Origin of the sequence: Actinomadura hibisca NBRC 15177, from assembly GCF_001552635.1 — a bacterium.
Lineage (GTDB): Bacteria > Actinomycetota > Actinomycetes > Streptosporangiales > Streptosporangiaceae > Spirillospora > Spirillospora hibisca.
The window spans coordinates 61,122-87,074 of the sequence record NZ_BCRO01000031.1 but is presented as its reverse complement, the minus strand read 5'-3'; the positions used below and the strand labels follow the sequence as shown (position 1 = coordinate 87,074).

At 71.1% G+C, this 25,953-nt stretch carries 20 protein-coding genes; 10 read left to right on the top strand and 10 right to left on the bottom strand.

The window, feature by feature from the left end; genetic code table 11:
- Nucleotides 1–84 precede the first annotated feature (84 nt).
- A complete protein-coding gene (locus AH6_RS45920; protein WP_157431504.1) occupies nucleotides 85–2,016 on the bottom strand; it encodes a glycoside hydrolase family 26 protein in 1,932 nt (643 codons plus the stop codon).
- 147 nt (nucleotides 2,017–2,163) lie between these two features.
- Here AH6_RS45920 and AH6_RS15785 point away from each other — a divergent pair, with 147 nt between their 5' ends.
- The 4 genes from AH6_RS15785 to AH6_RS15770 all read left to right on the top strand — a co-directional run bounded on the left by AH6_RS15785 (nucleotide 2,164) and on the right by AH6_RS15770 (nucleotide 5,713).
- Nucleotides 2,164–3,390, top strand: a complete 1,227-nt coding sequence (locus AH6_RS15785; RefSeq protein WP_067480071.1) for a carboxylate--amine ligase — start codon at nucleotides 2,164–2,166, stop codon at nucleotides 3,388–3,390.
- Nucleotides 3,391–3,528: 138 nt separating this feature from the next.
- Nucleotides 3,529–4,773 carry an NAD(P)-binding domain-containing protein gene (locus tag AH6_RS15780; protein WP_067480069.1) on the top strand — a complete coding sequence of 415 codons (1,245 nt, stop codon included), beginning with the start codon at nucleotides 3,529–3,531 and terminating at the stop codon, nucleotides 4,771–4,773.
- A gap of 101 nt (nucleotides 4,774–4,874) precedes the next feature.
- Nucleotides 4,875–5,114 (top strand): hypothetical protein, encoded by a 240-nt coding sequence (locus tag AH6_RS15775; protein ID WP_067480067.1) that lies wholly within the window; start codon nucleotides 4,875–4,877, stop codon nucleotides 5,112–5,114.
- A gap of 158 nt (nucleotides 5,115–5,272) precedes the next feature.
- Nucleotides 5,273–5,713: a hypothetical protein gene (locus AH6_RS15770; RefSeq protein WP_067480065.1), complete on the top strand. Its 441-nt coding sequence runs from the start codon at nucleotides 5,273–5,275 to the stop codon at nucleotides 5,711–5,713.
- A 286-nt stretch (nucleotides 5,714–5,999) separates the two neighbouring features.
- Here the strand turns inward: AH6_RS15770 and AH6_RS15765 are convergent, their stop codons facing one another.
- The 3 genes from AH6_RS15765 to AH6_RS44695 form a co-directional block, all read right to left on the bottom strand.
- On the bottom strand, nucleotides 6,000–6,632 hold the full coding sequence (locus AH6_RS15765; protein WP_067480063.1) for a class E sortase: 633 nt from the start codon (nucleotides 6,630–6,632) through the stop codon (nucleotides 6,000–6,002).
- 366 nt (nucleotides 6,633–6,998) lie between these two features.
- A complete protein-coding gene (locus AH6_RS44700) occupies nucleotides 6,999–7,922 on the bottom strand; it encodes a chaplin (protein WP_067480061.1) in 924 nt (307 codons plus the stop codon).
- 239 nt (nucleotides 7,923–8,161) lie between these two features.
- Entirely contained in the window at nucleotides 8,162–9,319 is a 1,158-nt protein-coding gene (locus tag AH6_RS44695; protein ID WP_067480060.1) for a hypothetical protein, read from the bottom strand.
- A 623-nt stretch (nucleotides 9,320–9,942) separates the two neighbouring features.
- On the opposite strand from AH6_RS44695, the gene AH6_RS15750 reads away from it, so the two are divergent.
- Entirely contained in the window at nucleotides 9,943–10,164 is a 222-nt protein-coding gene (locus AH6_RS15750; protein ID WP_067480058.1) for a hypothetical protein, read from the top strand.
- Between the two features lie 239 nt (nucleotides 10,165–10,403).
- On the opposite strand, the gene AH6_RS15745 is transcribed toward AH6_RS15750, so the two are convergent.
- From AH6_RS15745 to AH6_RS15725, 5 genes are all read right to left on the bottom strand, one after another.
- Nucleotides 10,404–10,931 carry a hypothetical protein gene (locus tag AH6_RS15745; RefSeq protein ID WP_157431503.1) on the bottom strand — a complete coding sequence of 176 codons (528 nt, stop codon included), beginning with the start codon at nucleotides 10,929–10,931 and terminating at the stop codon, nucleotides 10,404–10,406.
- Between the two features lie 524 nt (nucleotides 10,932–11,455).
- On the bottom strand, nucleotides 11,456–12,241 hold the full coding sequence (locus AH6_RS15740; RefSeq protein WP_157431502.1) for a hypothetical protein: 786 nt from the start codon (nucleotides 12,239–12,241) through the stop codon (nucleotides 11,456–11,458).
- Nucleotides 12,242–12,358: 117 nt separating this feature from the next.
- A complete protein-coding gene (locus AH6_RS15735; protein WP_067480052.1) occupies nucleotides 12,359–13,234 on the bottom strand; it encodes a ParA family protein in 876 nt (291 codons plus the stop codon).
- A gap of 44 nt (nucleotides 13,235–13,278) precedes the next feature.
- Entirely contained in the window at nucleotides 13,279–14,733 is a 1,455-nt protein-coding gene (locus AH6_RS15730) for a ParB/RepB/Spo0J family partition protein (protein WP_507762028.1), read from the bottom strand.
- 2,392 nt (nucleotides 14,734–17,125) lie between these two features.
- Nucleotides 17,126–19,516 carry a helix-turn-helix domain-containing protein gene (locus AH6_RS15725; protein ID WP_067480047.1) on the bottom strand — a complete coding sequence of 797 codons (2,391 nt, stop codon included), beginning with the start codon at nucleotides 19,514–19,516 and terminating at the stop codon, nucleotides 17,126–17,128.
- A 1,262-nt stretch (nucleotides 19,517–20,778) separates the two neighbouring features.
- Between AH6_RS15725 and AH6_RS15720 the strand changes: the two genes are divergently transcribed.
- The 5 genes from AH6_RS15720 (at nucleotide 20,779) to AH6_RS15700 (ending at nucleotide 24,764) form a co-directional block, all read left to right on the top strand.
- Nucleotides 20,779–21,366 (top strand): sugar O-acetyltransferase, encoded by a 588-nt coding sequence (locus tag AH6_RS15720; protein WP_281180243.1) that lies wholly within the window; start codon nucleotides 20,779–20,781, stop codon nucleotides 21,364–21,366.
- 10 nt (nucleotides 21,367–21,376) lie between these two features.
- Entirely contained in the window at nucleotides 21,377–21,952 is a 576-nt protein-coding gene (locus AH6_RS15715; RefSeq protein ID WP_067480045.1) for a TetR/AcrR family transcriptional regulator, read from the top strand.
- A gap of 163 nt (nucleotides 21,953–22,115) precedes the next feature.
- Nucleotides 22,116–22,946: an SDR family oxidoreductase gene (locus AH6_RS15710; protein WP_067480043.1), complete on the top strand. Its 831-nt coding sequence runs from the start codon at nucleotides 22,116–22,118 to the stop codon at nucleotides 22,944–22,946.
- Between the two features lie 20 nt (nucleotides 22,947–22,966).
- Nucleotides 22,967–23,935 carry a quinone oxidoreductase family protein gene (locus AH6_RS15705; protein ID WP_067480041.1) on the top strand — a complete coding sequence of 323 codons (969 nt, stop codon included), beginning with the start codon at nucleotides 22,967–22,969 and terminating at the stop codon, nucleotides 23,933–23,935.
- A 157-nt stretch (nucleotides 23,936–24,092) separates the two neighbouring features.
- The gene (locus AH6_RS15700) at nucleotides 24,093–24,764 is read left to right on the top strand and encodes a DUF8175 domain-containg protein (protein ID WP_157431501.1); all 672 of its coding nucleotides are present in this window, start codon (nucleotides 24,093–24,095) and stop codon (nucleotides 24,762–24,764) included.
- On the opposite strand, the gene AH6_RS15695 is transcribed toward AH6_RS15700, so the two are convergent.
- Nucleotides 24,708–25,937, bottom strand: a complete 1,230-nt coding sequence (locus tag AH6_RS15695; RefSeq protein WP_083982895.1) for an MFS transporter — start codon at nucleotides 25,935–25,937, stop codon at nucleotides 24,708–24,710. The two genes, AH6_RS15700 and AH6_RS15695, sit on opposite strands and share 57 nt — an antisense overlap.
- Nucleotides 25,938–25,953 lie beyond the last annotated feature (16 nt).

Genomic DNA, 25,953 nt, shown 5'->3' with positions numbered 1-25,953 from the left:
GGCCGACGCCGAGGGCGTCGCCGGTTCGGCGGGCGCGGCGGCCTTCGACTCGGCGGTCACGTTCGCCCGGCTGGCCGAGGTCACCTACGGGCTCGTCGGTGATCCGGCGGCGGACGGCGAAGGCGTCGACGTCGTGGCGCCGGAGGTGGCGGGCATAGGTGCCGGGCCGCTGCTGGTGGGGGCCGAAGGCGTCTCTGCGGTCGGCGCGGGTTCCGGCCGTGTGGGTGTCGACCGTGTGGGTGCCGGTTCCGGCGCGGCGGGCGTGGACGGGTCGGACGAGGCCGGTTCCGGCGTGCCCTGCGGTTGAGGGCTGTCCGAGGATGTCGCGGCCGGTGGCGCGGAGGACGGGATTGGTGACGTCGGCAGCGAGGACGTGGGCGTGGACGCCGGGGCCGGTTCGCGGGCCGGTTCCGAGGGAGCCGCGAGCGTAGGCGTCAGGGACGGCGCTCCCGTCGTGCTCGTCGGTCCCGTCGCCAGCGGCTTGGCGGACTCCGCCGGTGCCGGGGTGCCGGGTACGGGCTCCGGCGACGGGATCGGGGTGAGCGAGGACGACGGGTCCGTGGACGGCGCGCACGACGAGGTGGGCTCGGGCGAGGGAAGCGGGGACGCGTTCGCGCCCGGCGACTCGGAAGCGGATGGCTGAGGCGTCTCCGGCGGGGCGGGTGTGCTCGCCTCCGCTGCGGCGGGAGCCGACGGCTGGGGCGTCTCCGGCGAGGCGGGCGTGCTCGTGCTCGGCGCGTCGGAGGAGAGCGGTTGCGACACGGCGGGCGGGCTCTCGGACGGACTTGCGGGCTGGCTCGCAGGCGAGTCCCCGGGCGGGCCCGCAGGCGGGCTCGCGGGCTGGCCTGCGGACGGGTCCGGGTTCACCCTCGACGGAGCGGACGGGCTCGCGCTCAGCACGGCGGGAGCGGGCGACGCGGGCGCGAGCGGCGTCGGGGTCGGGCAGTCGGGCGGCGTCACCGTCGGGGACGCGGTCGGAATGCCGCGCCCGCCGAACAGGGAACGGTAGACCTCGGCCGAACGCGGATTGTCGTCACAACTCCACACGCCATGCGGGCAATAGTCGGTTATTGTCTGATAGGCGACATTGTGGGATTGCATCCAGTCATGCATTCCCCGCACATAGTCGGGGTTGTCGCCATTGCGGAACAGCCCCCACTCGGGAAACGACATCTGCTTTCCGTGCGCGGCGGCGAACTCGGCGTGCGCTTTGAGGCCGTAGGGTTCGTTGATGTAGTAGTCGAAGGACTTTCCGGCCGGCTGGTCGTAGGAGTCGGAGCCGATGATGTCCACCACGTCGTCGCCCGGATAGCAGTCGGGCCAGGGGATGGCGTCCGGGCCGCGCGTGGCGGTGAAGTCGAAGCGCAGCGAGATGCCGGGGACCGACCGCATCGTGGTGACGATGCGCCGCCAGTACACCTTCCAGGCGGCCGGGTCGGGGCGGCAGCGCCCGCTGTAGGTGATGCCGTTCATCTCCCAGCCTGGGACGATGATCGCGTCCTTGACGCCCTCCCCGGCCAGACGCCGGGCGAACCTCAGGTAGTGCTTGTCGAACGCGCCGGAGGCCCCGGCCCGCAGCAGCGAGGCCACCGTGCCGTCGCCCAGCCCGCGCTCGTTGGCGGCCATCATCGGGATGTTGATGACCAGCAGCTTGTCGGGGTTGGCGACCTTCCAGCGGGCCCACGGCTTGAGGATCTCGTCGGGCCCCTCGATGCCGCTCCAGCCCTCGCCCGGCATGTAGGTGTGCCCCACGTCGACGGGGGAGCCGAGCCACTCCTGGAACGGCTTGATGTTCCGCACGCCCCTGGCGTCCGAGCCGAGGAACGCGCCCAGGGGCACCGCGCGGGCGGCGGGCGCCGACAGGAAGGGCCCCATGCACGCGGTCAGCGTGGCGCACAGCGCCAGCACGAGGCCGATGGACGCGGCGGGCAGCAACCGCCCGCCCTTGGGCCGCATCCATTTTCTGCTCGCTTCGAGAAATCGCCGCAGGAAAGAGTGGATGTCGTCGGCCCCCATGCGTAAAGTCTGCCCTCGACCACCATCAATGAACAGGTGACCGGTCCTCTGTCGACAAAATTTACCTCTCTTTCACGGGCAGTCCAAATTGTGCCTTTCTTAACAAATTCGGGCGGACGGCCCCTGTTGCGAGACAACCGGAACCTCATGCATCCAGAATTCGACGCGAACCTGCCGGTCCTCATCCTGCGGACCAACCGGTACCCCCTCCACCACGGCACGCTGGGCGCCATCAGGTCGCTGGGCCGCGCGGGCATCGAGGTGCACGCCGTCCTCGAAGAGCACGGCAACCCGTCGGCCCGCTCCCGGTACCTGAGCCAGGCCCTGCCCTTCGGCCCCGCCCCCGACGAGCCCGACCGGCTGGCCGCCCACCTGACCGGCCTCGCCATGCGGATCGGCCGCCGCGCCCTGCTCGTCCCGGTGGACGACGCGGGCGCGCTGTTCGCCGCCCGTCACGCCGAGCGGCTCAGCAAGCACTACGTCCTGCCGCGGCAGCCGCCGCACCTGCCCGAGCAGGTCGCCGACAAGTCGCAACTGCTGGCCCACTGCACCGCGCACGGCATCGACTGCCCGCCGAGCAGCGTCCCGGAGTCCGCCGAGGAGACCACGGCCGCAGTCACCGAGCTGGGGCTGCCGCTCATCGCCAAGTGGTCGCGTCCCTGGTCGCTGGCGGCGGGCCAGCGCAGCACCACGCTGGTGTCCACCGTCGAGCACGCGCGGCAGCTCGTCGCCCTCGCCCAGGACCCCGCCCACCGCGCCGCCGGTCCCCTGATCCTCCAGCGGCTGGTGGGGCACAGCAAGGGCGACTGGTTCTTCCAGGGCTACTTCGACCAGTCCTCCAACTGCCTGTTCGGCGGCACCGGCCGCAAGCACCTGGCGCGTCCCGTGCAGGCCGGGCACACCATCACCGGCGAGTGGGTGGCCAACCCCGAGCTGGAGCAGCACGCGCACGCCCTCATCAAGACGCTGGGCTACAGCGGGATGGTCGACCTCGACTTCCGCGAGACCGAGTCCCGCGCCTACCACCTGGTCGACTTCAACCCCCGCCTCGGCGCGCAGTTCCGGCTGTTCCGCGACCGTCAGGGCCTGGACCTGGTGCGGGTCCAGCACCTGCACCAGTCCGGCCGTCCGGTCCCTCCCGCCCAACCCGACTACGGCCGCACGATGGTGGTGGAGAACCACTGCCTCCAGCACGCCGTCGCCCATCCGACGGGTCTGCCGAGCGGCCTCAGGCAACTGGGCCGCGCCGGCGAGCACGCCTGGTACGCGCGCGACGACATGGCGCCGTTCCTGGCCATGGGGGCGGACGGCCTGCGCTGGCCCGTCCGCGCGCTCGCGCGGCGGGCACTGCGGGCCGGGCGACGTCGGCCCTAGCCCGGAGCGGCAGGCGCCCGGCGGACACGACGGCGCCCGCCGCTCCCAGCACCACCGCAACGACCGCACCGCCTGCCATCCGCCGCCTGCCCGCCTGCGGCGTGGGCCCCAGCCACCAGTAGGAATCGGAGAGCACCTGTGAACGACTCGGCCACCGACGTGCTGATCGTCGGGGCGGGCCCGTACGGCCTGTCCATCGCGGCCCACGCCCAGGGGCGCGGGCTGCGGACCCGCGTCATCGGCACGCCGATGCGGTTCTGGGACGAGAACATGCCGATCGGCATGTTCCTCAAGTCCGAGCCCTTCGCCTCCAACCTGGGCTCCCCCGTGCCGGACCGGGGCTTCACCGACCACCACCCCGACTGGGGCATGGGGCGGCCGATCCCGCTGGACACCTTCGTCTCCTACGGGCGCTGGTTCGCCCGGCAGCTCGCCGAGCAGGCCGAGCCCACCGAGGTCGTGAGCGTCGACCACGACGTCGCGGGCTACCTGGCCACGCTGGCGACCGGCGAGACGATCCGCGCCCGCGCGGTGGTGGTCGCCATCGGCGTCGGCTCCTTCGCCCACACGCCGCCCGAGCTGGCCCCGCTGCCCGCCGACCTGCTGTCGCACACCGCCGACCACAACGATCTCAGCGTCTTCGCCGGCCAGGACGTGGCCATCGTCGGCGCTGGCCAGTCGGCGCTGGGAACGGCGGTGCTGCTCGCCGAGGCCGGGGCGCGTCCCCGGGTGGTGGCCCGTGCCCCCGAGCTGTCCTGGAACTCCGTGCCCGCCCCGGACCCGTCGTGGAGCAGCCGGCTGCTGCGCGGCCCCCAGTCGGGTCTCGGCCGCGGCTGGCGCACCTGGCTCTGGTCGGAGCACCCCGAGGTCGCGCGCCGGCTCAGCGACCGCGCGCGCCAGAACGTCCTCCGCAACACGATGCGGCCCGCGGGCGCCTGGTGGTTGCGCGACCGCTTCGACGAGCGCATCGAGGTCATGCTCGGCCAGCGGATCACCGAGACCTGCGAGGCCGACGGCCGGGCCGTGGTGACGACGGTCTCCGAGCACGGCCACCCGCAGATCGTGACGGCCGACCACGTCATGGCGGCGACCGGCTTCGTCGTGGACCTGGACAGGATCGACGTCCTGTCGGCCGGCGTGCGCGGGCGGCTCCGCACGCTGGGCGGCTCGCCCAAGCTGGGGTCGCACTTCCAGTCCTCGCTGCCCGGCCTGTACTTCGGGGGCCTGACCGCCGCCGCCAGCTTCGGCCCGGTGATGCGCTTCGTGCACGGCGCGGACTTCTGCGCCCGCCGCATCGCCGAGCACATCGCGTCCAACGCGCCGGTCACCACCGCCATCCCGGCGGCGCGGGCCTCCGAGGAGCGGTTGCACGCCACGCACTGACGCGCGCCATCCGGGGCGGGGCTGCGGCCTCGCCCCGGCGGGCACCGTGCCGTCCCAACAGATCCACCCGCTCGACCAGGCTTTTTCCGAGGAACGAGACCGTGAACAGCCCCCGGCGCACCGACCTTCGCCCCCTCCCCGACTCCCTCACCCCGTACGGCCGACGCCCCCCGCTGGAAGCGGTGAGCGAGGCCCAGATACGCGCCGCCGCGGAACGGGTGGTGACGGCCGCTCCCGACCTGCGCATCGACGAGACCGTCGAGCAGGAACTGCGGTACATCTACGGCGGATTCCGACGGCATCTGCGGACCATCCGGCACCGCGCCCTCGACGGCGGCTGAACGCCGGGAAGCCGATGCGGCCGCTTCCCTGCGCCCATCGGCGCTCCGGTCGCTCGACCGGACACCCGTCTCCCGACCACGATCCTCTCCGGGGATTGCGCCGAGGCGATGCCCTGCATCAAGATCACCGGGAGCTCCCCGCTTGAGTAAGGGTCCTGATGTCCACTCCGAAAAAGCTCTCGGCCGTCCTTGCCACCGGTGTCCTGACGGCCTCGCTGTCGGCCGCCATGGCGGGCCCCGCGCTCGCGACCGGCGGTACCTGCGGCTCCGGCTACAACTTCCTGGACTCCTACCCGCTCGACTACTACGACAAGGTCGGCGGAACGCTGAGCCTCCACTACAACCCCGCGAACGGCAAGAACTGCGCCATCAGCCGCGTCAAGGCCGCCTGGGACGGAAAGGCGAGCCAGGTCTACGTCGGGCTGAGCGACGGCAGCAAGGTGGTGCGCGACCCCCAGCTCGACAGCGGCGTGAATTACCACTACTACGCCGCTCCGGTCTACATGTACCTCAAGAACCAGTGCGTCTACCTCTGGGGCGGCCTGACCCACGGCGGCAACACGTACGGCGCTGACGTGCGCGGCGTCCACTGCGGCTGACGGCCTCGCCGGGCGCGGCCCTCCCGCTGGAACTCCCGGAGGGCCGCGCCTTCCCCGGCCCCGCACGAGCCCGCCCCTGACGTGGGCGGGCTCGTGGGCTAGGCCGCCGAGGGTCTGTCTCCAAGACCTCAGCCGTCGCGCGAGTGCCTAACTGGCCTGGCGGGGCAAAGCCGAAGGCGAGCCCCGCCGGGACAGATCGCGAAGCGATGTGGCACTCGCCAAGGCACGGCCAGGAGGGCGAGCCGCCAGGCGAGCCCTCCTGGGCCGGGACTTCAAGAAACACTGCCTACTGACCGGGGCGCGGCGAGCTGGCGCGCTTGACGAGGGCGGCCATGATGACGAGCCGTTGCAGGTCCGACCCCTTGGGGTGGCAGGTGATGAGCGTCATGACGCTCCGGCGCGCGGTCTCGTCCGGCCGGAAGGGGACGGGGGCGAGCACCTCCTGGGCCGTCGGAGGGATGATCTTCTGCTGGGTCACCCGGTAGGTGAAGGTCTCGCCCAGCGACTCGATGACGATCCGGTCGCCCTTGTGGAGCCGGTCGAGGTTGGCGAAGGGCGCGTGGCCCTGGGTCCGGTGCCCGAGGTACACGGCGTTGCCCCTGCGTCCCGGCAGCGCCGTGCCGGGATAGTGGCCGACCCCGCGGTAGAGGGTCTCCTCGTCCACGCCCTCGCGCACCGGCTCCGACAGCGCGATGCTGGGAGCCGAGAGCCGCACGTACGTCGGCTCGTCCCGGACGGTCGCGGCGGAGGCGCCGAGCGGATCGGCCGCCGTCGAGGCGTGCGCGGTGTTGTCGGGGTTGCTGGTCGGCGACGCGGTCACCATCGCCAGGGGGGCGACCGCCCCCAGGCCGGCGACGAGCATCGCCCCGTAGACGATGCGGCGGCGGAGCCGGTTGCGGTGTGTCCTGTGACGCGGCATGCGAACTCCTCTCGCAGCGGTGACGGCGCGGCGCCGCCCCGCTGAGGTCGGGTGAGCTTGCGGCCTTGGTCCGGCGGGACGCGCGGGGTTCGTCCGGCGGCCGGGACGGGGCCGGTGACCGTCCCGGCAACGGGTGAACGGGGGGCACCCTTCGGTGCCCCCCGTCCGCTGGTGAGCCGTGCTCACACGCTGCAGCAGTGCTCGCACGGCGGCTTGGCGACGCGGCGCCGGGCCTCGCCGGGCCGGCCGTCGGCTCGGTCCGGACGCCCGCGTCGCAAGCGAAGGTGATCGGCCTCGGCCCGCCGGTGATCCGTCAGCCGGGATCGCCGGGCGGGATCGGGCGGGCCGCCGATCCGGTACGCGGTGTTACGGGAAGACCGGCGTGCCCCCGATGTTCACGGGCAGGCCCTCCAGGGGCAGGCGCGGGCGGTCGCCGGTGCCGTCCTCGTTCGGGACCGGCACGCCGAGCGCCTTCACCATGTTGCGCACGACCTCGCCCGGCTGGACGCGCGGGGTCTCCGGCTCCTGGACGGCGCCGGTCGCCATGCGGCGGGTCGAGGGCAGCGTCGCGGCCGGCTCCACCTGGTTCGGGACCGCCAGCGACGGGCGCTTGACCTTGGACTTCAGCTTGCCGACGAGCTTGTTCTTGGACAGCTTGTTGACCACGGCCTGCCGCTTGGTGGAGGGCAGCGGGTCGCTGGCGTCCATGGCGTGGCCGACGGCGTTGGTGACCGTCGCGGCGCCCTTGCAGCCGGACTTGGCGGCCCCGGCGACGTCCAGGCTGTTGCCGCAGACGTTGACCGGGACGCTGATCGGGATGTTGCCCTGGTTGCCGCCCAGCACGCTCTCCTTGCCGGAGGTGTGCAGGTCGGCGCCGCCGTTCTCGTTGATGACGTGCGCGCCGCCCTTGCAGTGCGACTTGGCGAGCCCCAGCACCGCGGCGCTGTTGCCGCAGACGTTGACCGGGACGCTGATCGGGATGTTCGCCTGGTTGCCGCCCAGCACGCTGTCCTCGCCGGAGGACTTCAGGTGGCCGCCGGAGTCGTGGTTGGTGACGGTGGCCGCGCCCAGGCACTTGGCCTTGGCCGCCCCGACGATCGCCACGGCGTTGCCGCACAGGTTGACCGGCACCGACACCGGGGCGTTCAGCTGGTTGCCGCCCAGCACGCTGCCCTTGCCCGAGGTCTCGATGTCGGCGATGGCCGACGCGGAGGTCAGGCTGGTGCCGATGACGACGGCGCCGGCGGCCACGAGCGCCGCACGGCTGGTGTGCTTGGCCCAGTTGCGCATGATGTGCTCCTGTTTCGATCGGTTGGGTTCGCCTGGCCGCCGACGGTGCGGCCAGGGCGAGCAGCGGTCTTGGTCGAAGCCGCTGCCTTCGGAAGGAAGGTCTGGGAAGGGCGATCGGCGAGGACCGGGCCCGCCGCCGTCCGGAGCGGCGCGCGGGGCGCGCTCGCGGGGCGTGTGCGGGTGGGTCGTCGAGGTGATCGCGGGCGGGCGCCGAGCGGCGCCCGTGCGGGGCCGGGGTCCTAGTCGGGGACGACGGCGGGCGCGGCGGACATCGCGGCGTCGTTCAGGCCCGGCTGGTCGAACATCGGCCGGCCGGCGGTCGCCGGGGCCGTCAGCAGGACGGTCGGCGACATGTTCGCCCCGGGACCGGCGCCGTGGCCGCCGTGGGGCAGGACGTCGTCCCGCGTGTGCTGGCCCGCGGGGGCCAGGGGAGCAGGGGAGCCGGGCAGGGCGGAGGCGTCCTCGGCCTGCGAGGTCGCGGCCGTGTGGCCTGCCCGTCCGGTGCCGCCGGCCCATGCCAGGTGCCCGGACGGCAGGCTTCGCGCACGTCCCTGGCCACCGGCGGCCTGGGAGGCCGGGGCGGTGTCGCGGGCGGCGTCGAGATCACCGGAGACCGGGTCGGCAACGGCGGCGGGCAGCTGGGCCTGGCGCTGCTGCTGGTCCGGCGGCCCGGCCATCGGCGGGAGCCCTGCCAGGGGCGAGGGCGTCACCATCCGCACGGCCTCGGTCGCTTCGCTCAGCGGGGCGAGGTGAACGGAGGGGACGCCCAGGTGCTCGGAAGGGAGCAGGTCGGCCGCGGCGGCGTCGGCGCGCTCCAGCACGTCGCGTCCCTGGGACCGGACCTGGGCCAGGGCGGGCTTGGCGAGGCGCTCCACCGCGCGAACCGGCGGCGTCACCCGCTCAAGACCGACCTGCCGGGGAACCCGCAACGCGTCGGTTCCGGCGGCCAGGGCCGTCTTCGCGGCGTCCCGGGTGAGCCGTGTCGTACCGAGGTTCCGCACGGCGTCGGCCCGGGACCGGCCGCCGCGCGAGCCGAGACGGGCGGGCCCGTTGACGGCGCGCTCGACGCGCTCCTCGACGAGTCCGAGCTCGCGCTCGCCCAGCAGGTGCGCGCCGTCCACGGCCCGCGTGACCGCCGGCGATCCCGAAGACGCCGTCCGGTTCATCAACCGGGCGAGCTTCGACTGCTTGGCGGCCGGGGTCGAGGCGGCCGGGGCGGCCGGGGCGTCGGCCGTCGTGGCGGCCGACGAGGTCGACTGCGCCAGGACCGAGCCCAGCACCCACGCCAGGAGGGCGAGGACGGCCAGGCCGCCGACGCGCACCGCCACCCGGAAGAGCGCGCGGCAGGGACGACCCTGGAGCATCGCTGCTCCGTGCTGGGTCATGTCCGGCCGCATCTGCGCTCTCCTTTGTCGGTACGACTCTGTCGCACAACACGCGGCGGCATGGTCGCCACCGCTTCGACGATGTCGAGACGATAACACCGCTAATCGCGGCCACCACGGGAAACTCGAAATCCTCGGTGTGTCTCGCGAACAGAGTGCCCTAATAACCGCTGCGGTGCCAGCGGAATCAGAACACGCGGCCAGACGTGATTTCCAAAGATTCGCAGTCGGGGAACGCACGAATGAGCAGCTCAGAGGCCGTTACGCGCACGTCTTCACCGGCTCCTTCCGCAGGTTGGCGACACGTCGGGCATGCCCAGAGTTTGCCATTGCATGGCATGGCGTTTGGTCGGGGAGAGGACGCGTGATGATCGAACGGCCGAGCGTGGCATTTTTCCGGCACGACCGAACCGAACCATGTCAGCCAATTCCAGAACCGCTCGATTCCCCCATAAGCGGACGGCGGCGTCTGCGCCGTGGAAAGCAACCCCTAGAGAGGCGCAACGTATGTCCAAAGAGCAGTTTGAAACAGTTGCCCCGCAGCGAGAGTTGCGGTGCGATCGACACCGGAGTCCCGGCCGACGATCTTCCAGCCGGGGCGCCCTACGACGCCCACACCTCGAACGGAGACTTCCATGGTTAAGCGACTGGTCGCTTCCGCCCTCATCGGTGCCGCCGGGTTCATGGCGTTCGCCGCCGCCCCGGCCGTGGCCGGCGAAGGCCCGGACAACATCCAGATCGTCGGCATCCAGACCTGCCGCAGCGTCGACGTGGCCGGCGTCGGCGCCGCGATCCACAACATCCTCGGCATCACCAACGAGCAGGGTGACTGCGTCAACGGCTCGTTCGGCAGCTGACACACGCCGCGAAAAAGGCCGTAGCGTCCGGGAGGGCGCTGCGGCCTTTTTTGTTGCCCGCATGGGACTTGCCGACCATGCAAGAAGCCGGTGCCCGGCAGGGGCACCGGCTGTTTCTTTGGGCAATTCCCGTTTCCCAGCGGGAGGTTCGCGGGGACGTCCTGCTCCACCGGACATGGTCGTGCGCCGGGCCATGGGATCGGCCCGGCGCACGATGAACGGCGCTCGTGCGGAGTCCGTCAGCCGCCCAGCACCAGGAGGCTGAAGGCCGCCAGGTTGTCGCCGGGGAAGGCGTCGGGCTCCTTGGTGGCGGGCGTCACCAGGGCGGCCCCGGCCAGCGTTCCGCGGGGCGCCTCCTTCGCCACCAGCAGGGGGACCGCGACCTTCGTGTCACCCTTGGGCTTGATACCGGCGGGGACCGTGCACTTGACGGTCTGGGGCAGCGGCGGCGTCGGGGCGGCCGGCGTCGCCTTGCAGGTCTTGGGCGCCTTCTTTCCCAGCGAGGTGTAGAAGGGGGTCACCACCTGCACGGTGGCCTCCTCCTTCGTCGGCGCGGTGCCCTTGTTCCCGATCCGCAGCGTGATGGTGGCCTCCGTGCCCGGTGCCGCGGTCTCGCTGTTGGCGACGAGGTGGAGATCGACGGCGGGGGCGGCGGCGGTGCCCGGCTGGGTACGGTGATGCCCGCCGGTCGTCGAGCTGGCGACGCCGGTGCCGCCGAGGACGACTGCGGTGGCGGCCACGCCGAGCACGACCGTTCGTCTGAACATGGTGTTCCTTCCGTGCAGACCTGCTCCTGGGAAAAGGCAGCGCGAATATCGCCATAAATTGCTTATGGAATATGTCGCCCCTGGCATCGTTACCCGACCCGCCGTCACATAAAACACGCCCTTTAAATAACGCCATTTCCGCCATAACGCCCCCGTGCGAATTCGCCGGACGCCGCTCCGGGAGGGCATGGAAAAGAATGCCCTGATTGCCGCAATCCATTCTTAAAGGCGAATGGGAAAAGGCGGTTTCCGCCCGGCCTTCGCCCTTTTCGTCCCGAGCGGTGTCAGGGCGCGGCACGGCCGCAGGAGAAGGGCGGGCTCACGCGCTCTCCCGCTCCTCCAGTCCCACGGCCTCGCGCAACTCCTCGATATCGCGGCGGAGTTGAGGATTGTCGTCGGCGGCGTCGCGCATGAGCGCCGCCCGCCGCCGCACTGATGATCTACCCGGCTCCGCGGCCCCGACACGGTGGGGGCGAGGGCGTGCAGGGGCGCGGCCCGTGGCTGGGAAGCCCGCCGTCAGCGACTCAGCCCGCCGCGAGTTCCTCGGCCTGGCGCGCCCGCATCCAGAGGTGCCGGGTCCGGTCCAGCAGGGGCTGGACGTCCGGTTCGGGAGGTTGCTCCTCGGCGGCCGCCAGCAGGTCCCCGGCCGTGGCGCGGAACCAGACGACGAAGCGGCGGCGGCCCTTGCTCGACTCGGTGGCCGTCTCCATGGCCTCGGCCAGGTCGTCGAGGAACTCCCCGGTGAACTCGCCGTGCGGGAGCCGGTCCCGGAATTTGATCAGCTCTTCGGAGACCTCGACCATGGAGCGCACGTGCCGAATCTGCCAGTCGTCCACGATGAGGGCGCCACGGCGGGCCCGCCGGATCTCCGCGGCGTCCCGGGGACGCGGCACGACCGCCGCGTTGTCGGTGGCGAGCGTCCGCGCGTCCTCGACGGCCTTCACCGCCGCTTCCAGGCTGACCGCCCGGCCCTCGCCGCCGCGCCGGGTCTTGTAGCCCAGGCTGTGCGAGATGTCCGTCCAGGACACCCCGGTCTGGCGCGCCTGCTGGATCAGCTTGAGCTCCTCGACCAGGAGCTGGTGGCCCAGGTACCGCAGGATGACGGCGGCCCCGGAGAACTCCCGCTCGGCCAGCCGCCGCGCGTCGGCGGGATGCACGGCCCGGTCGACGCCGCCGAACCGGCGCAGGTGGGCCAGCAGCCCCAGGAAGTCGGTGTCCTCGGGAAGGAGTTCGACGCCGTCCGCGCCGTGCGACAGCCGGAGGTCCTTGATCTCGACGGCGGCCGTCCTGGCAGCGGTATAGGAAGGCACGGGGCGGGCGGGGCCGCGTCCGCGTCCGGTCTCTTTCTTCACATCCACCTACCGGTTCCGCGGGAACCGGTTGGGGGTCGGTTCCCGCGGAACCGGCCCCCAACGGTCCCGGCTCGCCTACTTCTTCTCGGGGAAGCCGAACCGGTCGAGCATGGTGTTGAAGACCCCCACCGCCGGCAGCCGCGGATTGTAGATCGCCAGCGGCTCCTGCGCGGCGTAGGCCTCGGCGATCTGGCCGACCTGGCCGAGCGGGGGCAACATCTTGGCGCCGTACGCCTCGACGGCGTCGTCCTGGACGTCGAGGTAGAACTGGCCCTGGAACTTGGTCTTGCGGGCCTCGTTGATCCAGTAGTACGACGCCTCGGCGGAGGCGTTGTGCCGGCGGCCGTAGCTGGCCCGGATCTCGTCGATCTTGTCGGTGATGGCGGCCGAGCCACGGATCTCCTTGAGGGCGGGCTTCATGCAGACCACGATGTTGGTCGCCGCCAGGATCAGCGAGATGGACAGCCGTCCCATGGAGGCGGGACAGTCGATGTAGATGAGGTCGTACTCGTCCTCCTTGATCCCCTCGGCCAGGGCGTTCTGCAGCCAGAACACGCCGAAGGGGTCCTCGGCCAGTTCGGAGTCCGCCTGCTCCATGGCCTTGGAGCCCAGGACGAGGTCGAGCCCCGGGATGTTCTGGAACGGCGTCTCGTGCTCGTCGGGGTTGATGCGCGTCCGGCCCGGGACGATCGCGTCCGCCAGCGCCGCCTGGCCGATCATGACGTCGTGGACGGTGGTGGTGCCGTCCGGGGTGTAGGTCTCGTAGCCGTTCCAGAAGCTCAGGTCGCCCTGGTTGTCGGCGTCGACGCACAACACCCGGTAGCCGCGCAGGGCGGCCTGGGCGGCGATGTTCTCACCGAAGGTCGTCTTGCCCACCGATCCGGCGCGGTTCAGGCCGGCGAGCACGGGGGGGAGATGGGGCGCGTAGGTGGGACGGTGCAGTTCTGACATCGAGGTCTCCGTGGGTGAGGACGGGGAGAGGGCTGGTGGCATCCTCAGGCGGAGGCGGCGGCCGGTGAGCCGAGCGCGGCGCGCTCCTGCTCGGTGGCCGGTTCGTAGACGCCTGCGTCTTGAAGGTGCCGGATATGGGCGATGGCGGCCGGGGACAGGCCGGTGCGCCGGTCGCTCGCCTGGCGCTCGCCACCGGCCAGCGCCACGGCGTAGGCGAGCTTCCGGAGGAGCGCGCCGTTCCCGCGGGCCACGACCGTCGCCGCATAGGCGGACGGCTCCAGGTGCTCGGCGTCGGGGTCGCCCGCCGCGCGCATCCACCGGTGGGCCTGCTTGAGGATCTGTCCGCCCGCCGCAGTGATCACACCGGCCGCGATGAGGGTGGCCTGCGGGTCGTCGACGGCGGGAGCGTACTCGGCCACCAGTTGGGCGCAGGCGCGTTCGCGGAGAGCGGTGGCGCGCGTGCGGGCACGCACGTCATCGACCGGTGCGGCCGGTGCGGGCTCGGGCACCTCCTGGGGAACGCGCGGCTCGGGCACGGCGTCGGCGGGGTCCTGGGACTGGGACGCCTGCACCTTCTCCTGCGGCGCGGGGTCGCCCACGTGCACGCCCGGGGGGAACGCCGGACCGGCTTCGCCCTCCTCGGAGGCGTCCTGGACGCCGTCCGGCTCACCGGTGGCATCGTCCCCGACGCTCCCGCTCACCGTCGGCTCCTCCGCGACGGGCTCGGCGGTCTCGGCGAGCACGATCCGGTTCACGGCCTCGCCGGGAGAGAGCCGCTCGGTCTCGATGAGCTGGAAGGCCGCCACGACCAGATCCGGCTGGCCGGGAAGGGCCGACACGAGTTCGTAGGCGGTCGCCACCTGCATGCGGCCGTCCAGCACCAGGGCCCGGCCGGCGTCGTCGAGCTCCAGGAGCTTGAGCCGCTTGGTGACCGTCGACTTGCCGACACCGAGCCCCTGGGCGATCTGGGCGTGGCTGAACCCCTTGCGCTGCTGGAGCCGCTGGAAGATCAGCGCCTCCTCGAAGACGTTGAGGTCGAGCCGCTTCTGGTTCTCCTGATGGAAAATCGCATCAAGGTCGTCGATCAGGTGGTTCTGGACGTCAATGCGAACTTCGCGGAGCGTCTTGCGGCGCTCGTCAAACTGGGGGTCCTCGTCGGCGAGCAGGCTCGTGATCGCCGCGTAGCGGATGTGCCCGGTGACGATGACGTACTTGACGCCCGCCTCGAAGTGCCCCTGGTACTCCGGGTACTCCTTGAGGAACACCTCCAGCTCCACCACGACCAGCGCCTGGAGCAGGCCGTAGCGGGCGATGGAGTCCCGCATCTGCGCGACCTGGACCTGGTCGAGCTGTGCACCCCGAGGATTCTCCGGATTGGGGGCGATCTGTTCGACCGGTGCCGGCTGGCCGGTCCCTGGCTCCGGGGGCTCGATCAACGGCCGCTGCTTCAGGACGTTCGGAGCGTGTGCGGGACGTCCTCCGGTCTTGCCTCGGGGCATTGCAGTCCTTCAGTGCTTGAGAGAGTGACGCTTGGACGGTAGCGGTTCCCGCGGAACCGCCGGAAGGCTGACGCGCGGACGGGTGACAGATTCCAGGACTCTCCTGGAGGGGGGTCCACCGGTTCCCGGGGAACCGGTGAGGCGGGACACTCCACCGGTTCCCCGGGAACCGGCCGAGCAGGGGGCTCTATCGGTTCCCCGGGAACCGGTGAACCAGCGGGCTGCGGCACTCTGCCGGTTCCCAGGGAACCGATGCTTCAGCGGTTCTCCTCGGTTCCCTGGGAACCGGAACGGCGAAGCATTCCATCGGTTCCCGGGGAACCGCCGGGTTGAAGTACCGCCATCGGTTCCCAGGGAACCGCTGAGCTTGAGTGCTTCGCCGGTTCCTAGGGAACCGGTAGAACTCAACAGCTCGCCGGTTCCCAGAGAACCGCTGCCTCCTCTACCGGTTCCTGCGGAACCGATATCTCGGCGGTTCCTCAGGAACCGGAGAACCACTGAGGGGCCGCTCCCCGGTTCCTGAGGAACCGATGCAGGCATCCCCATCGGTTCCGCAGGAACCGATCGCCGACTCTCACGCCGGTTCCCAGAGAACCGTTTCCCTACGGTCACACCGGTTCCCGAGGAACCGGTCTTGTTCAGAAAGTCTCCTCGAAATCCAAGATCAAAGGCGTCTATAAAATAACGACACCTTGGGGAGGGTTGCAAAAGTGCAGGTCAGAGGGGGTGTGACCGGCTCCCGGACGCCATAACGTTCAACAGCCTCCGCTCTGGGCACTGGCGGCCGCCACCGCGTCCGCCTTCGCTGAGACCTCTTCCCCACATGCTGCAACGTGAGTCCCACCGACAAGGCGGGAGGTTGTAGAGAACGAGCATCCCACTTTGCGCCAGGATTCGCAGCAGGCCGGGGCACTTTCGCACATAGCGGTTCTCGGGGAACCACCGTCTCGCGCTCGCAAGTGCACGATGAGTCGAGCAGAGTGCCTAGCCGTCACACGGCAATGCGCTCGTGCCGGTTCTCCCGGAACCGGTTCTCTAGGAACCGATAGTTCTCCGGCCACCCCGGTTCCCGGAGAACCGGCAATGGTCCCCGATTGAAAGTGACCAGCCCGGTTCCCTCGGAACCGGATCAGACTGCGACCCGCGGTTCTCCCGGAACCGGTAGTTCTACCGCCGCCGCGGTTCCCTGGGAACCGGAACGTATCGTCATGGGGGCGGTTCCCGGAGAACCGGAGTCTGCATCAGGTGCGGTTCCCCAGGAACCGAGTTCCGTGTCACTCTTACGGTTCCCGAGGAACCAGGTCTCAACGAGTACCTGGTTCCTCGGGAACCGGTACTTCGGGCTTGCATCGGTTCCCGAGGAACCAGGCCGGGGTTACCTGGCCTCGGTTCCTGAGGAACCGGACCATGGGTTGTCGGGCGGTTCCCACGGAACCGATATTCAGCCGTCAGTTCCGGTTCCGGGGGAACCAGCCTGGCCGCGTCGTTTCGGTTCCGGGGGAACCGGGGCCGACACATGGCAGCGGTTCTTCGGGAACCGGTGCAGCATCACCCGCCGTCATTGCGGTTCTCCCGGAACCGGTTCCCCGCCTATGCAGCGGTTCCCACGGAACCGATCGGGCCAGTGTCGTCGTGGCGATCCCCTGTTACTGCGCCAGAGGAGCCCGCTCCACTGCGGCTCAAGCGGCGGAGGTTGTCTTCTCTGTTCCCGTCGCATCCCGATCGAACCCGGCTCTCTGCCGACCGCGCTTCCCTTCGGCTCCCGCTGTCCTCACCGAGCCGCCACGATGTCGGGAAACCGGCGGCGGTCCGGCAAGCGTGGCAGGGGAGATCTGGGCAACCTCACAAGACCTCTCCCCTCCCTACTCCGTTCCCTACTCCGTCCGCCGCCCCGGTAACAACGCCGGACCTGAAAACAACCATGAGCACGCGGGTCCCGATCACAGGCCGTCGCCGAACACCGCTTCAGTACCGGCTCTGAAAGTTCGTACGAGCGGGCTCGCTCGTCCCCTGGGAGAAAAAGCCAACGTGGCGTGCGGCGAAAATCGTCGGCCGTGCGGGCCGGGCCGATCTCATATTTGAATCTTCACGCGCTCGCCCCGGCAACGCCAAAATATTTGGGAAGCACAAAAGAAGAGGCTCGCCGCAGAAATCCAGGAAACGTGTCGCCGGTTCGCGGGGCGCAACGGAGGAACGGATCGACGTGCCGGTGCACATCCTCGTTCCCACACCCGTTTACGCAGGTCACCTCGCCGTCGCGATATCCGCAGTGCGAGTTTCCACAAAGACGACCGCATGTTTTTGATCTTTGCGGGGACGGCCCGGCGGACCGGCCGCGCGCTGCGGGAGCACGGCTTCTCCGGCGCGCAGGCCGCCAGGCCGAACGGTCTTCTCAGGAAGGGCCGCTGGGATGATCAAGAATGGCGGTTCCGAAAATGCGGCGCAGCGCGACGAGTTCGTGCTCGTAGGCACTTCGTTCCGCACTATGGCAGGCCTCGTCCTCGGCGATGACCGCCAGGTCCTCGGCAATAACGGCATGAAGATCGGCCGGAAGTGCGGAAAGCGTCTCGCTCATTTCGTCTAGCAGCGCCTGATCGAGAACGGCTCGTATTTCAGCTGGGCATGCCAGATCGATTTCGGTGACCAGCCGGCGGGGAGGCGTCAACCAGCTCGGGGCCAGCCTCGCGCGAACCGCCTGTCTGCGTCGCTGCCGACGCTGGGCAGCCGCGTCCGCTGGAATGGAGGGTGCCGTCCGAGGCGCCCTCAGCGGACGGGCACGGGCCGTTCTGGGCGCACAGGGGGCCGGGGCGCCGGTCGTATTGTCCGGTTGCTGATCCTGCCCATCAACGAATTCCGCACCGGCCGCCGAGATAATGCCAAGGTACGCATGCCATTTCGCTCGGTCCGCACGATGTTCTCGAAGATGGTCGTCGGCCTCGATATCGGCCTCCAGAACGCTGGCAATGACGTCCAGAACGGCGGGGCCCCGCCGCCAGAGCCCGTGTTCGTCTCGTTCGGCCAGGCCGTGGGCGGCCAGGGAATGGAGGGCCTCGTACGCCGTCGTTCTCGACAAGAGAGCCGCTGTGGCCAGTTCGGCAGCGGTGGCGGGGTTGCTGGACAGGGCTTCGAACATGAACGCCGGGCCGAGTCCGAGTTTGCGGAAGACCGGATGGATCGCGTCGATCCGACCACTGCGGAACCGGCGTCGCGCCGCCTCCTCCGCGAGGGCCTCAGGGACGACGAGCTGGTAGAGGTCCGCTCGAACCCCTTCGGCCCGCTGCGCCAGGGCGATGAGGGCATAAGGCCCCTCTCGCAACGCTTGCAACGCTCGCGAGACCGTCGTGTGGTCCAGACCCGTCATATAGGCCAGCTGACGCGTTCCGAACTCGACGGTAGTGGATCCCGCCATCTGAGCCGCGGCGCCGATCGCCCTGAGGATCGCCCGATAACTCAGGGCCCGACCCGCCCACTCCAGCTCCAGATACCGCTCAACGATGTACATGGCATGTTGCCAGACCCTGATCTGTTGATACACCGACAGCTGCCAGGGTTCAGATCTGACTTCGATCCCCCAGACGTTTCCGGCTCTGGTCCGGTCAGGATCATCAGTTCTCGGCGACGGGCGCTCAGGCTCCGTCTGAGGCCCGGGGGAGCCCCCCCGCGTGATGGTTGTTCCACTAGTGTTGCTCTCACGGACAGAATCCCCCACTCCTGCCGCAGGGGGTGGCGACTCGGGTGTGGTGAACTCCAGGGCCTTGGTCCACTCGGTCCTCAGCCGGTCGTCATCGCGCCACCAGTCGGCGATGGGAGACCACTCGGTGGCCAGGGCCGTCCGGACGTGCTCCAGCCGCCAGCCGCGTGCGGCGGCGCTGGAGAGGATCGCTTGGCGGACTTCGGAGCTGGTGGCGTATCGAGTGCGGTCCCACTGGCGGGTTCGAGCGGTCTGCTCCAGGTCCGGACGTACCGTGGCGCGACCGCCGACCCTGGGACGGAAGGGTTCGCCCTTGAGGTCCAGCTCGGTGCCGGGGACGGCGTCGGGGGCCTGGGGGTGCCGGGCTTCGAGATCCGGGCCGCAGCCGGTGACGAGATCGAGCTCGGCGGTGAGCTCGATCTGGAGGGCCTCCCAGACGGCGCTGTCGCAAGGGCGCGCGCAAAGGGCCTCGGCCTCGTCGATGCTCATGGTGAGGGTCATGAAGCCGCTGAGCCGGCCGTTGACGCTTTTGTGCGGCGAACCCGGCCCGCGGATCTGGCCGTCGGTGTGCTCCATCGGCGAGGTGTCGACGACCGGGGCGAACCGCAGCGCGAAGGCCTTGGCGAGCGTGCGCATCTCGGAGTACCGGACGGGCTGGGCCCACAGGAGGTACACGTGGCGCCCGCCGCTGGGGCTGACGTCGACCAGGGCGCGCCCGCCGCACTCCTCGACCATCGCCACGGCCTGGTCGGCGACGCTCGCGATGTAGGCCGGGCGATTGCCCGCTCCCGACTCGGGCACGCGGGAGGTGTCCAGGTCCAGGACCAGCAGCCGGGTGGTGCCGGTCTCCCGGTCGCCGGTGGGGACGCTGGTGGGCTGGGAGGGGGGCGTGCTGGAGAGCTCGGTCTCGTACCGGTATCCCGACGCCGAGCATCGGGGGAAGGACCGGCCGCCGTCGGGGCTGCGCCGCATGACGGGACGCTGGGCGATGTGCGGCACGGTGATGCGCGCATGCGCCTGGGCGGCGATCCGGGCCCCGGGCACGTCGAGAACGCGGGTGCGCCGACGCGCGGCGGACCCTTCGGCGGGCACCGGAGAGGGAGGCGACTCCCCCTCGGCATCGCCGAGAGTGCCGGTATCCGCACGCACAGTACCGACATTTGGGTTGGAATCGGTCAGCCGAGAGAGCTTTGACGGCGTGTTGCCGGGGCGTGCTTGGCTAACCGGAGGACGAGTTGCTATCGTTTCCTCCGACACGACTTGCCGGGTCTTCAGAACCGTCTAGCTCGGATTTGGCTGCCACACCTACTAGGAGCCAGACGGGTCAGGAGACCGGACACAATATGGGAGATGGGAACAGCGCCCCCCTGGGGCGCTTTCTCATGTGTGCAGGTCGTCGCCTCCCGCCCGGGTGTGACCGAGTCGCCAAGCCTTCCAGGGCGCAGGACGTGGGGTCCCGCGCCGCTCCGAGGGCCCGGTCAAGGATCCGTCTCCACCGGTCAAGAGCGGCGGCAGGCCGCCGTGCCGGTTGCGGGAGCGGAAGAACGCCGCGCGAACACCAAGATTTTTGTTGGGGTCCGCGCGGAAGCAGGAAAGGGGCGGCCGAAGCCGACGGGCGGCCGTCGCGGGGGGTGCGGGGCGCCGGGAGAGGGCCACGGAATCATGGCGGGAACGGGCAAGTGGCGTGTCGCCCGTTGCGCATCTCGTCAGAGCGGGTACTCTCATAACTGGTCCTCTCGGGTGGAGGTAACGGTTTACCGATTGGGCCACCGGAACCGGACTACTGTCCAGGGAGTTCGGTTCCAGCGACGGCGGCGAGTCGCCTGACTTAAGGAGTCTCCAGCTCCTCAGGGCGGACGAGTCGCCGTCGTTTTTTTGTTGTAGGGGGTGTGGGGCGCTTCCTGGGATGGAAGCGGCCTCACGCCTACCCTGGACGGTACACGTGCGGGCTGTGCCTGTGTGCGAGGCACGCCGCCGTTGTGTCGGGTTGCTCTAGGCACCCGTCCGGGTACCTTCCCAACAGCACGTCGAGGTTATCGCGTCGGCCGACCGGCGTCTTGACCATCTTCATCGGAGATCGGCCGCCGACCGCCCCCGCGCGACCCCGACACGCCGGTCCGCATCGCCCCGATCCCCCCGTGCCGGACGGCTTCGGGCACCGATCGCCACGCGCCGGGCGGAGCGTCCGGCGCGCCGGGTAATAGAGATGTCACCTCTAGGAAAGATCGCGGGCCGATGGGCGGCTCCGGAAGGGCTCCGATCGTGCCGCCCCGACCCGTTGGCCGCATCCGGCCACGGGAGTTCGCGCGGCGGTCGGCGGGCGGGTCGTATGCCCCATGTGTACGGTCGTACGCATGATGCCCGATCCTGACGACCGTTCCATGCGCGAGCGGATGCTCGCCGGTGACCTGTACATCGCCGACGACCCGGAGTTGGCCGAGGACGCCCTGCGGGCCATGGAGCTGGCGGACGCGTTCAACACGACCCCGGCCCGCGACCGGCGTGAGCGCCGCCGCCTCCTGGCGGAACTGCTCGGCGAGGTCGGCGACGGCACCGAGATCCGGCCGCCGCTGCGCGTCGACTACGGCGGGCATATCCGCATCGGCGCCCGGTCGTTCGCCAACTTCGGCCTCGTGGCGCTGGACGTCGCGCCGATCACCATCGGCGACGACGTGCAGATCGGTCCCAACGTGCAGCTGCTCACCCCGACCCATCCGGTGGACCCCGAGCCCCGCCGGGCCAAGTGGGAGGCCGCGGCACCGATCACGATCGGCGACAACGTGTGGCTGGGCGGCGGGGCGATCGTCCTGGCCGGGGTCACGATCGGGGAGAACACCGTCGTCGGCGCCGGGGCGGTCGTCACCCGGGACCTCCCGGCGAACGTCGTCGCGGTGGGCAACCCCGCCCGCGTGATCCGCACGATCGGGCCGGACGCGGCGTGAGCGGTCCGGCGTGAGCGGTCCGGCCGCGCGGCGCTCCCCTGCCCCGCGGCGGCCCCGGCGGCACGACCCCGGGCGGCGGGACCGGCTGATCGACGCCGCGCTCACCGTCATCGCCGAGCGCGGCGTCGCCGGGACGACCCACCGGGAGATCGCCCGCGCCGCCGACGTGCCGCTGGGGTCGATGACCTACCACTTCGCGTCCCTGGACGAGGTGCTCGCCGAGGCGTTCACCCGGCACGCCGACGCCATGGCCCGGGTCTTCGACGAGCGCCTGGACGCCGCCGGGGACCGTGCCGCGGCGGTCGAGGCCGTCATCACGCTGGTGTCGGACGACCTGCTCGGCTCGCGGCACGATCTCGTCCTCACCGTGGAGCTGTACGTGGCGGCGGCGCGGAACCCGGCGCTGAAAGCGGTCACGAAGGCGTGGATGGCGCGCAGCCGCCGGGCGCTGCAACGCCATTTCGACGCCACCACCGCCCGGGAACTCGACGCGCTCATCGAGGGTCTCGTCCTGCACAGCGCCCTGTCGACCGACCCGATGACACCCGCGCAGATCCGGCACGCCATCCACCGGTACCTGCGCTGACCCAGCGGGCTCCCCCGGGCCGTTCCGGCCGCCGGGACGCAATGGCTCGGCCAAGGAAGGGTCACACCTTCCGGCCGGGCCGTCGCGACCCCGGAGCGGAGGGTAACTCCCGAAAGGGGAGGAACCGGCCATCCAGCCGGGACCGGGCCCTGAGGAGAGCGTCATGAGCAAGGTCTTCTTCGTCACCGGCGCCGGTCGCGGCCTGGGCGCCGCCATCGCCACCGCCGCTCTGTCGGCCGGTCACCGGGTGATGGCGACCGGCCGCCGCCCCGGCGACGTCGAGCGGGCGCTGGACGGACCGGACGAACGGCTGCTGGCGGTGCGGCTGGACATCACCTGCCCCGACGAGGCCCAGGCGGCCACGGCGATGGCGGTGGAGCGCTTCGGCCGGATCGACGTGCTGGTCAACAACGCCGCCACCTGCTACCCCGGCTTCTTCGAGGAGGTCTCGCCCGCCCAGACGCGGGCGCAGATCGAGACCAACCTGTTCGGCCCGATGAACGTCACCCGCGCGGTGCTGCCGGTCATGCGGGCCCAGCGGTCCGGGCACATCGTCACGATCTCCTCGACGGCGGGGCTGGCCGGGCGGGAGTTCTGCGCGGCCTACGCCGCGTCCAAGTTCGGCGTCGAGGGCTGGATGGAGTCGCTGCGCTTCGACGTCGAGCCGTTCGGCATCCGCACCACCATCGTCGAACCGGGTTTCTCCCGTGCCGGAATACAGGCGGACGCCTCCGTCTACTGGCCGGAGCTGTCGATCGGCGACTACGCCGAACGCACCGCCGCCAAGCTGGCCGACTGGCGGGCCGACAACGACCCGGGACCCGGCGACCCGGCCCGGACCGCGGCCGGCCTCGTCAAGATCGTCGAGACCGGGCGGCCGCCGCTGCGCTGGATCACGGGGGACGACGCCGTCGCCGCCGCCGTCGGCAAGGCCGGGGAGCTGACCGGCCAGGCCGAGGCGTCCCGCGAGCTGGCGCACAGCGGCGCCGCCTGACCGGTGGAACAGGGGAACAGATGACGACCACGGAGATGACGGCCCTGCTGGGCGGCCTGGGCCCGCACTGGCAGGCGCGCCAGGTGCCGGTGCCCGAGCCGGGCCACGGCCAGGTCCTGGTGCGCGTCCACGCCGTCGCGCTCAACAACGCCGACATCCCCATGCTGGACGGCGCGGACCGGGAGTACACGGCCGGGTTCGAGTTCGCCGGGCAGATCGCGACGGTCGGGAGCGGCGTGCGGGGGCTGCGCGCCGGGGACCGCGTCATGGGCACCGCGCCCGGCAGCTTCGCCCAGTACGTCGCCGCCGACCACCGGCACGTGCTGCCGGTCCCCGACGGCCTGGCCGACGCCGAGGCCGCCGCGCTGCCCACGGGCCTGCTGACCGAGCACGGCGCGCTGGCGCTCGGCGGCTTCCGGCCCGGCCGCACCGTCCTGATCACCGCGGGGGCCTCCGCCGTCGGCCTGATCGGCGTGCAGATCGCCCGGACCCTGCGGGCGCGCCGGGTCCTGGCCACCACCCGTACGGCCGCCCGGCGGAACCTGCTGGTCGCCGCGGGCGCCGACCGGGTGCTGGTGACCGGTGGACGCGATCTCGCCACCGAGGTCCTGGACGCCACCGACGGTTGCGGCGCCGACGTCGTGCTCGACCACGTCGGCGGCCGGACCTTCGCCGACTGCCTGCCCGCCACCGCCGTCGGCGGCGCCGTGGTCAACATCGGCCGCCTCGGCGGCGCCGCCTCGACCATCGACCTGGACGCCCTGTCCTACCGGCACCTGCGCGTGCGCGGGGTGTCGTTCGGGTTCACCCGGCCCGCCGAACTCGGCGACGCCCTCGCCACCGCTTTCACCGCGCTCGGCCCCGCCATCGCCGACGGCCGCGTCCGCGCCGTCATCGACCACGTCCTGCCCCTCGACGAGGCCGACCGGGCCGCCGACCGGCTCCGCGACCACCAGGCCCACGGCAAGGTCGTGCTGACGATGCCCTGACCCGGCACGGCCACAAGGCGAGGGGCGGGAACCTCCTGAAGAAGATCGTCGAAGAAGCGACCAGTGGCTGACCGTCCTGCTCTCCGGCTGGTGGATGATCAGGGTCTGGCATGTCGGCCTGATCGTGCCAGTCCCCCCCGGCGAAACGGATCCCTCCATGTTCAGCAGAGCTTGTCCCGCAGTGATCATCGGCTTGGCAGCCCTGGTCACCGCCGGTTGTGTCGGGCCGGGACAGGAGAAGCCCGCGGCGGCCAAGGCGAAGCCGACGCCCCAGACCACGAGTTCGGCCGGGACGGACGGGTGCACGCCCGACAACAGCAACCAGAGCATCCCCCACACCGCGCCGAGGCAGGTGCACTGGGAACGGTTCCAGGGTGTGGCGGTGCCGTTCTCGCCGTCGGTCGGACCGCTCGTCGTCCAGGGTGACATCGCGCGCTGCTACGAGCACACGCCGCGCGGGGCCCTGATGGCCGCGGTGCACATCAGCGTGCGGCTCGACCGGTCACCGCAGTGGCGGAAGATCTTGCAGCAGCAGGTCGTGGCGGGTGGGAGCCAGGCGGCCTATATGCGGACGCGGACGGGCGGCAAGGTCGTGCCGGCCGCGAAGGCGGCGCAGATCGCGGGTTTCCGGATCGTCTCCTACACGCCCCGGACCGCCGTCGTCGGGACGGTGTCGCGGGACCCGGTGCGCGGCGGCCGCACGGCCAGGACCACGACCGTGAAGTGGGACGGCGACTGGAAGCTCGCGCTGACCTCGGAGGGCTCCACGGGCTCAGTGCCCAAGGCTGTCGACTCGACCTCCGGATACGTCTTCTGGGGCGGCTTCTAAAGACCAGCCCGCCTGGTGCGAGGCGCTGGCCGTCTCGGTGCGGGGCAGGGCGAGGTAGGTCAGGGCCAGGCCGGTCAGGCTGAGCGCCGCCCCTGCCAGGCCGGTCCAGCGCAGTGCGCCGGTGGTGACGAGGACGCCACCCAGGGCGGAACCGGCGGCGGCGCCGAGGTTGAAGGCACCGACGTTGGCCGAGACCGCCAGCGTCGGCGCGGCACCGGCGTGGCGCAGGATCAGGCCCTGCAACGGGGCGATGGTGGCGGTGGCCAGCAGGCCCATGACCAGGACCGCGAGCACGGCAGTGGGCCGCCAGGCGACGGCGAACGGCATGGCCGCCAGCACGCCGGTCAGGCCGCCGAAGACCCCGCGCATGGTGGCGGACATGGATCGGTCGGTCAGCTTGCCCGCGGCCAGATTGCCCAGGAAGCTGCCGACCCCGTAGGTGAGCAGCAGGGCGGAGACGGCGGACGGGGAGAAACCGGCGACGCGGGTGAGTAGCGGCGCGATGTAGGTGAAGACGACGGCGACGCCGGAGAAGCCGACCGCCGTGGTGGCGATGGCCAGCAGCACCGGCCTGCGCGTCACCACGCGCACTTCGTCGCGCAGGCTGCCGGACGGCGCCTGCTGCCTGGGCAGCACCAACGCCAGCAGGGCGACGGCGACCAGCGTCAGCACGGTCAGCACCGCGAACGGGGCGCGCCAGCCCGCGCTGTTCCCCAGCAACGAGCCCAGCGGTACTCCGAGCAGGGTGGCGACGGTGAAGCCGGAGGACACGGTGGCGATCGCCGAACCGGTCCTGTGCGCGGGCACCACGCTGGTGGCCATCACCAGCGCCAGTGCGAGGAACGCGGCGTGGCTGAGCGAGGAGACCAGCCGTCCGGCCAGCAACATCGGGAAGGAGGGGGCCAGGGCGCTGAGCGCGCTGCCCGCGGCGAACAGCAGCATCAGCCCGAGCGCCAGGGGCTTGCGGGGCAGGCGCGCGGTGAGCATGGTCACCGCGGGGCCGCCGATCACGACGCCGAGCGCGTAGACGGTCACCGCCTGCCCCGCGGTGCCCTGCGACACCTGGAGATCCGCGCCGACCTCGGGCAGCATGCCCGCGACCAGGTATTCCGACGTACCGACGACGAAGACGCTCGCGCACAAGGCCGCGAGCGAGGCATGACTCCTGCTCATGCGGAGAAGCTAGAGT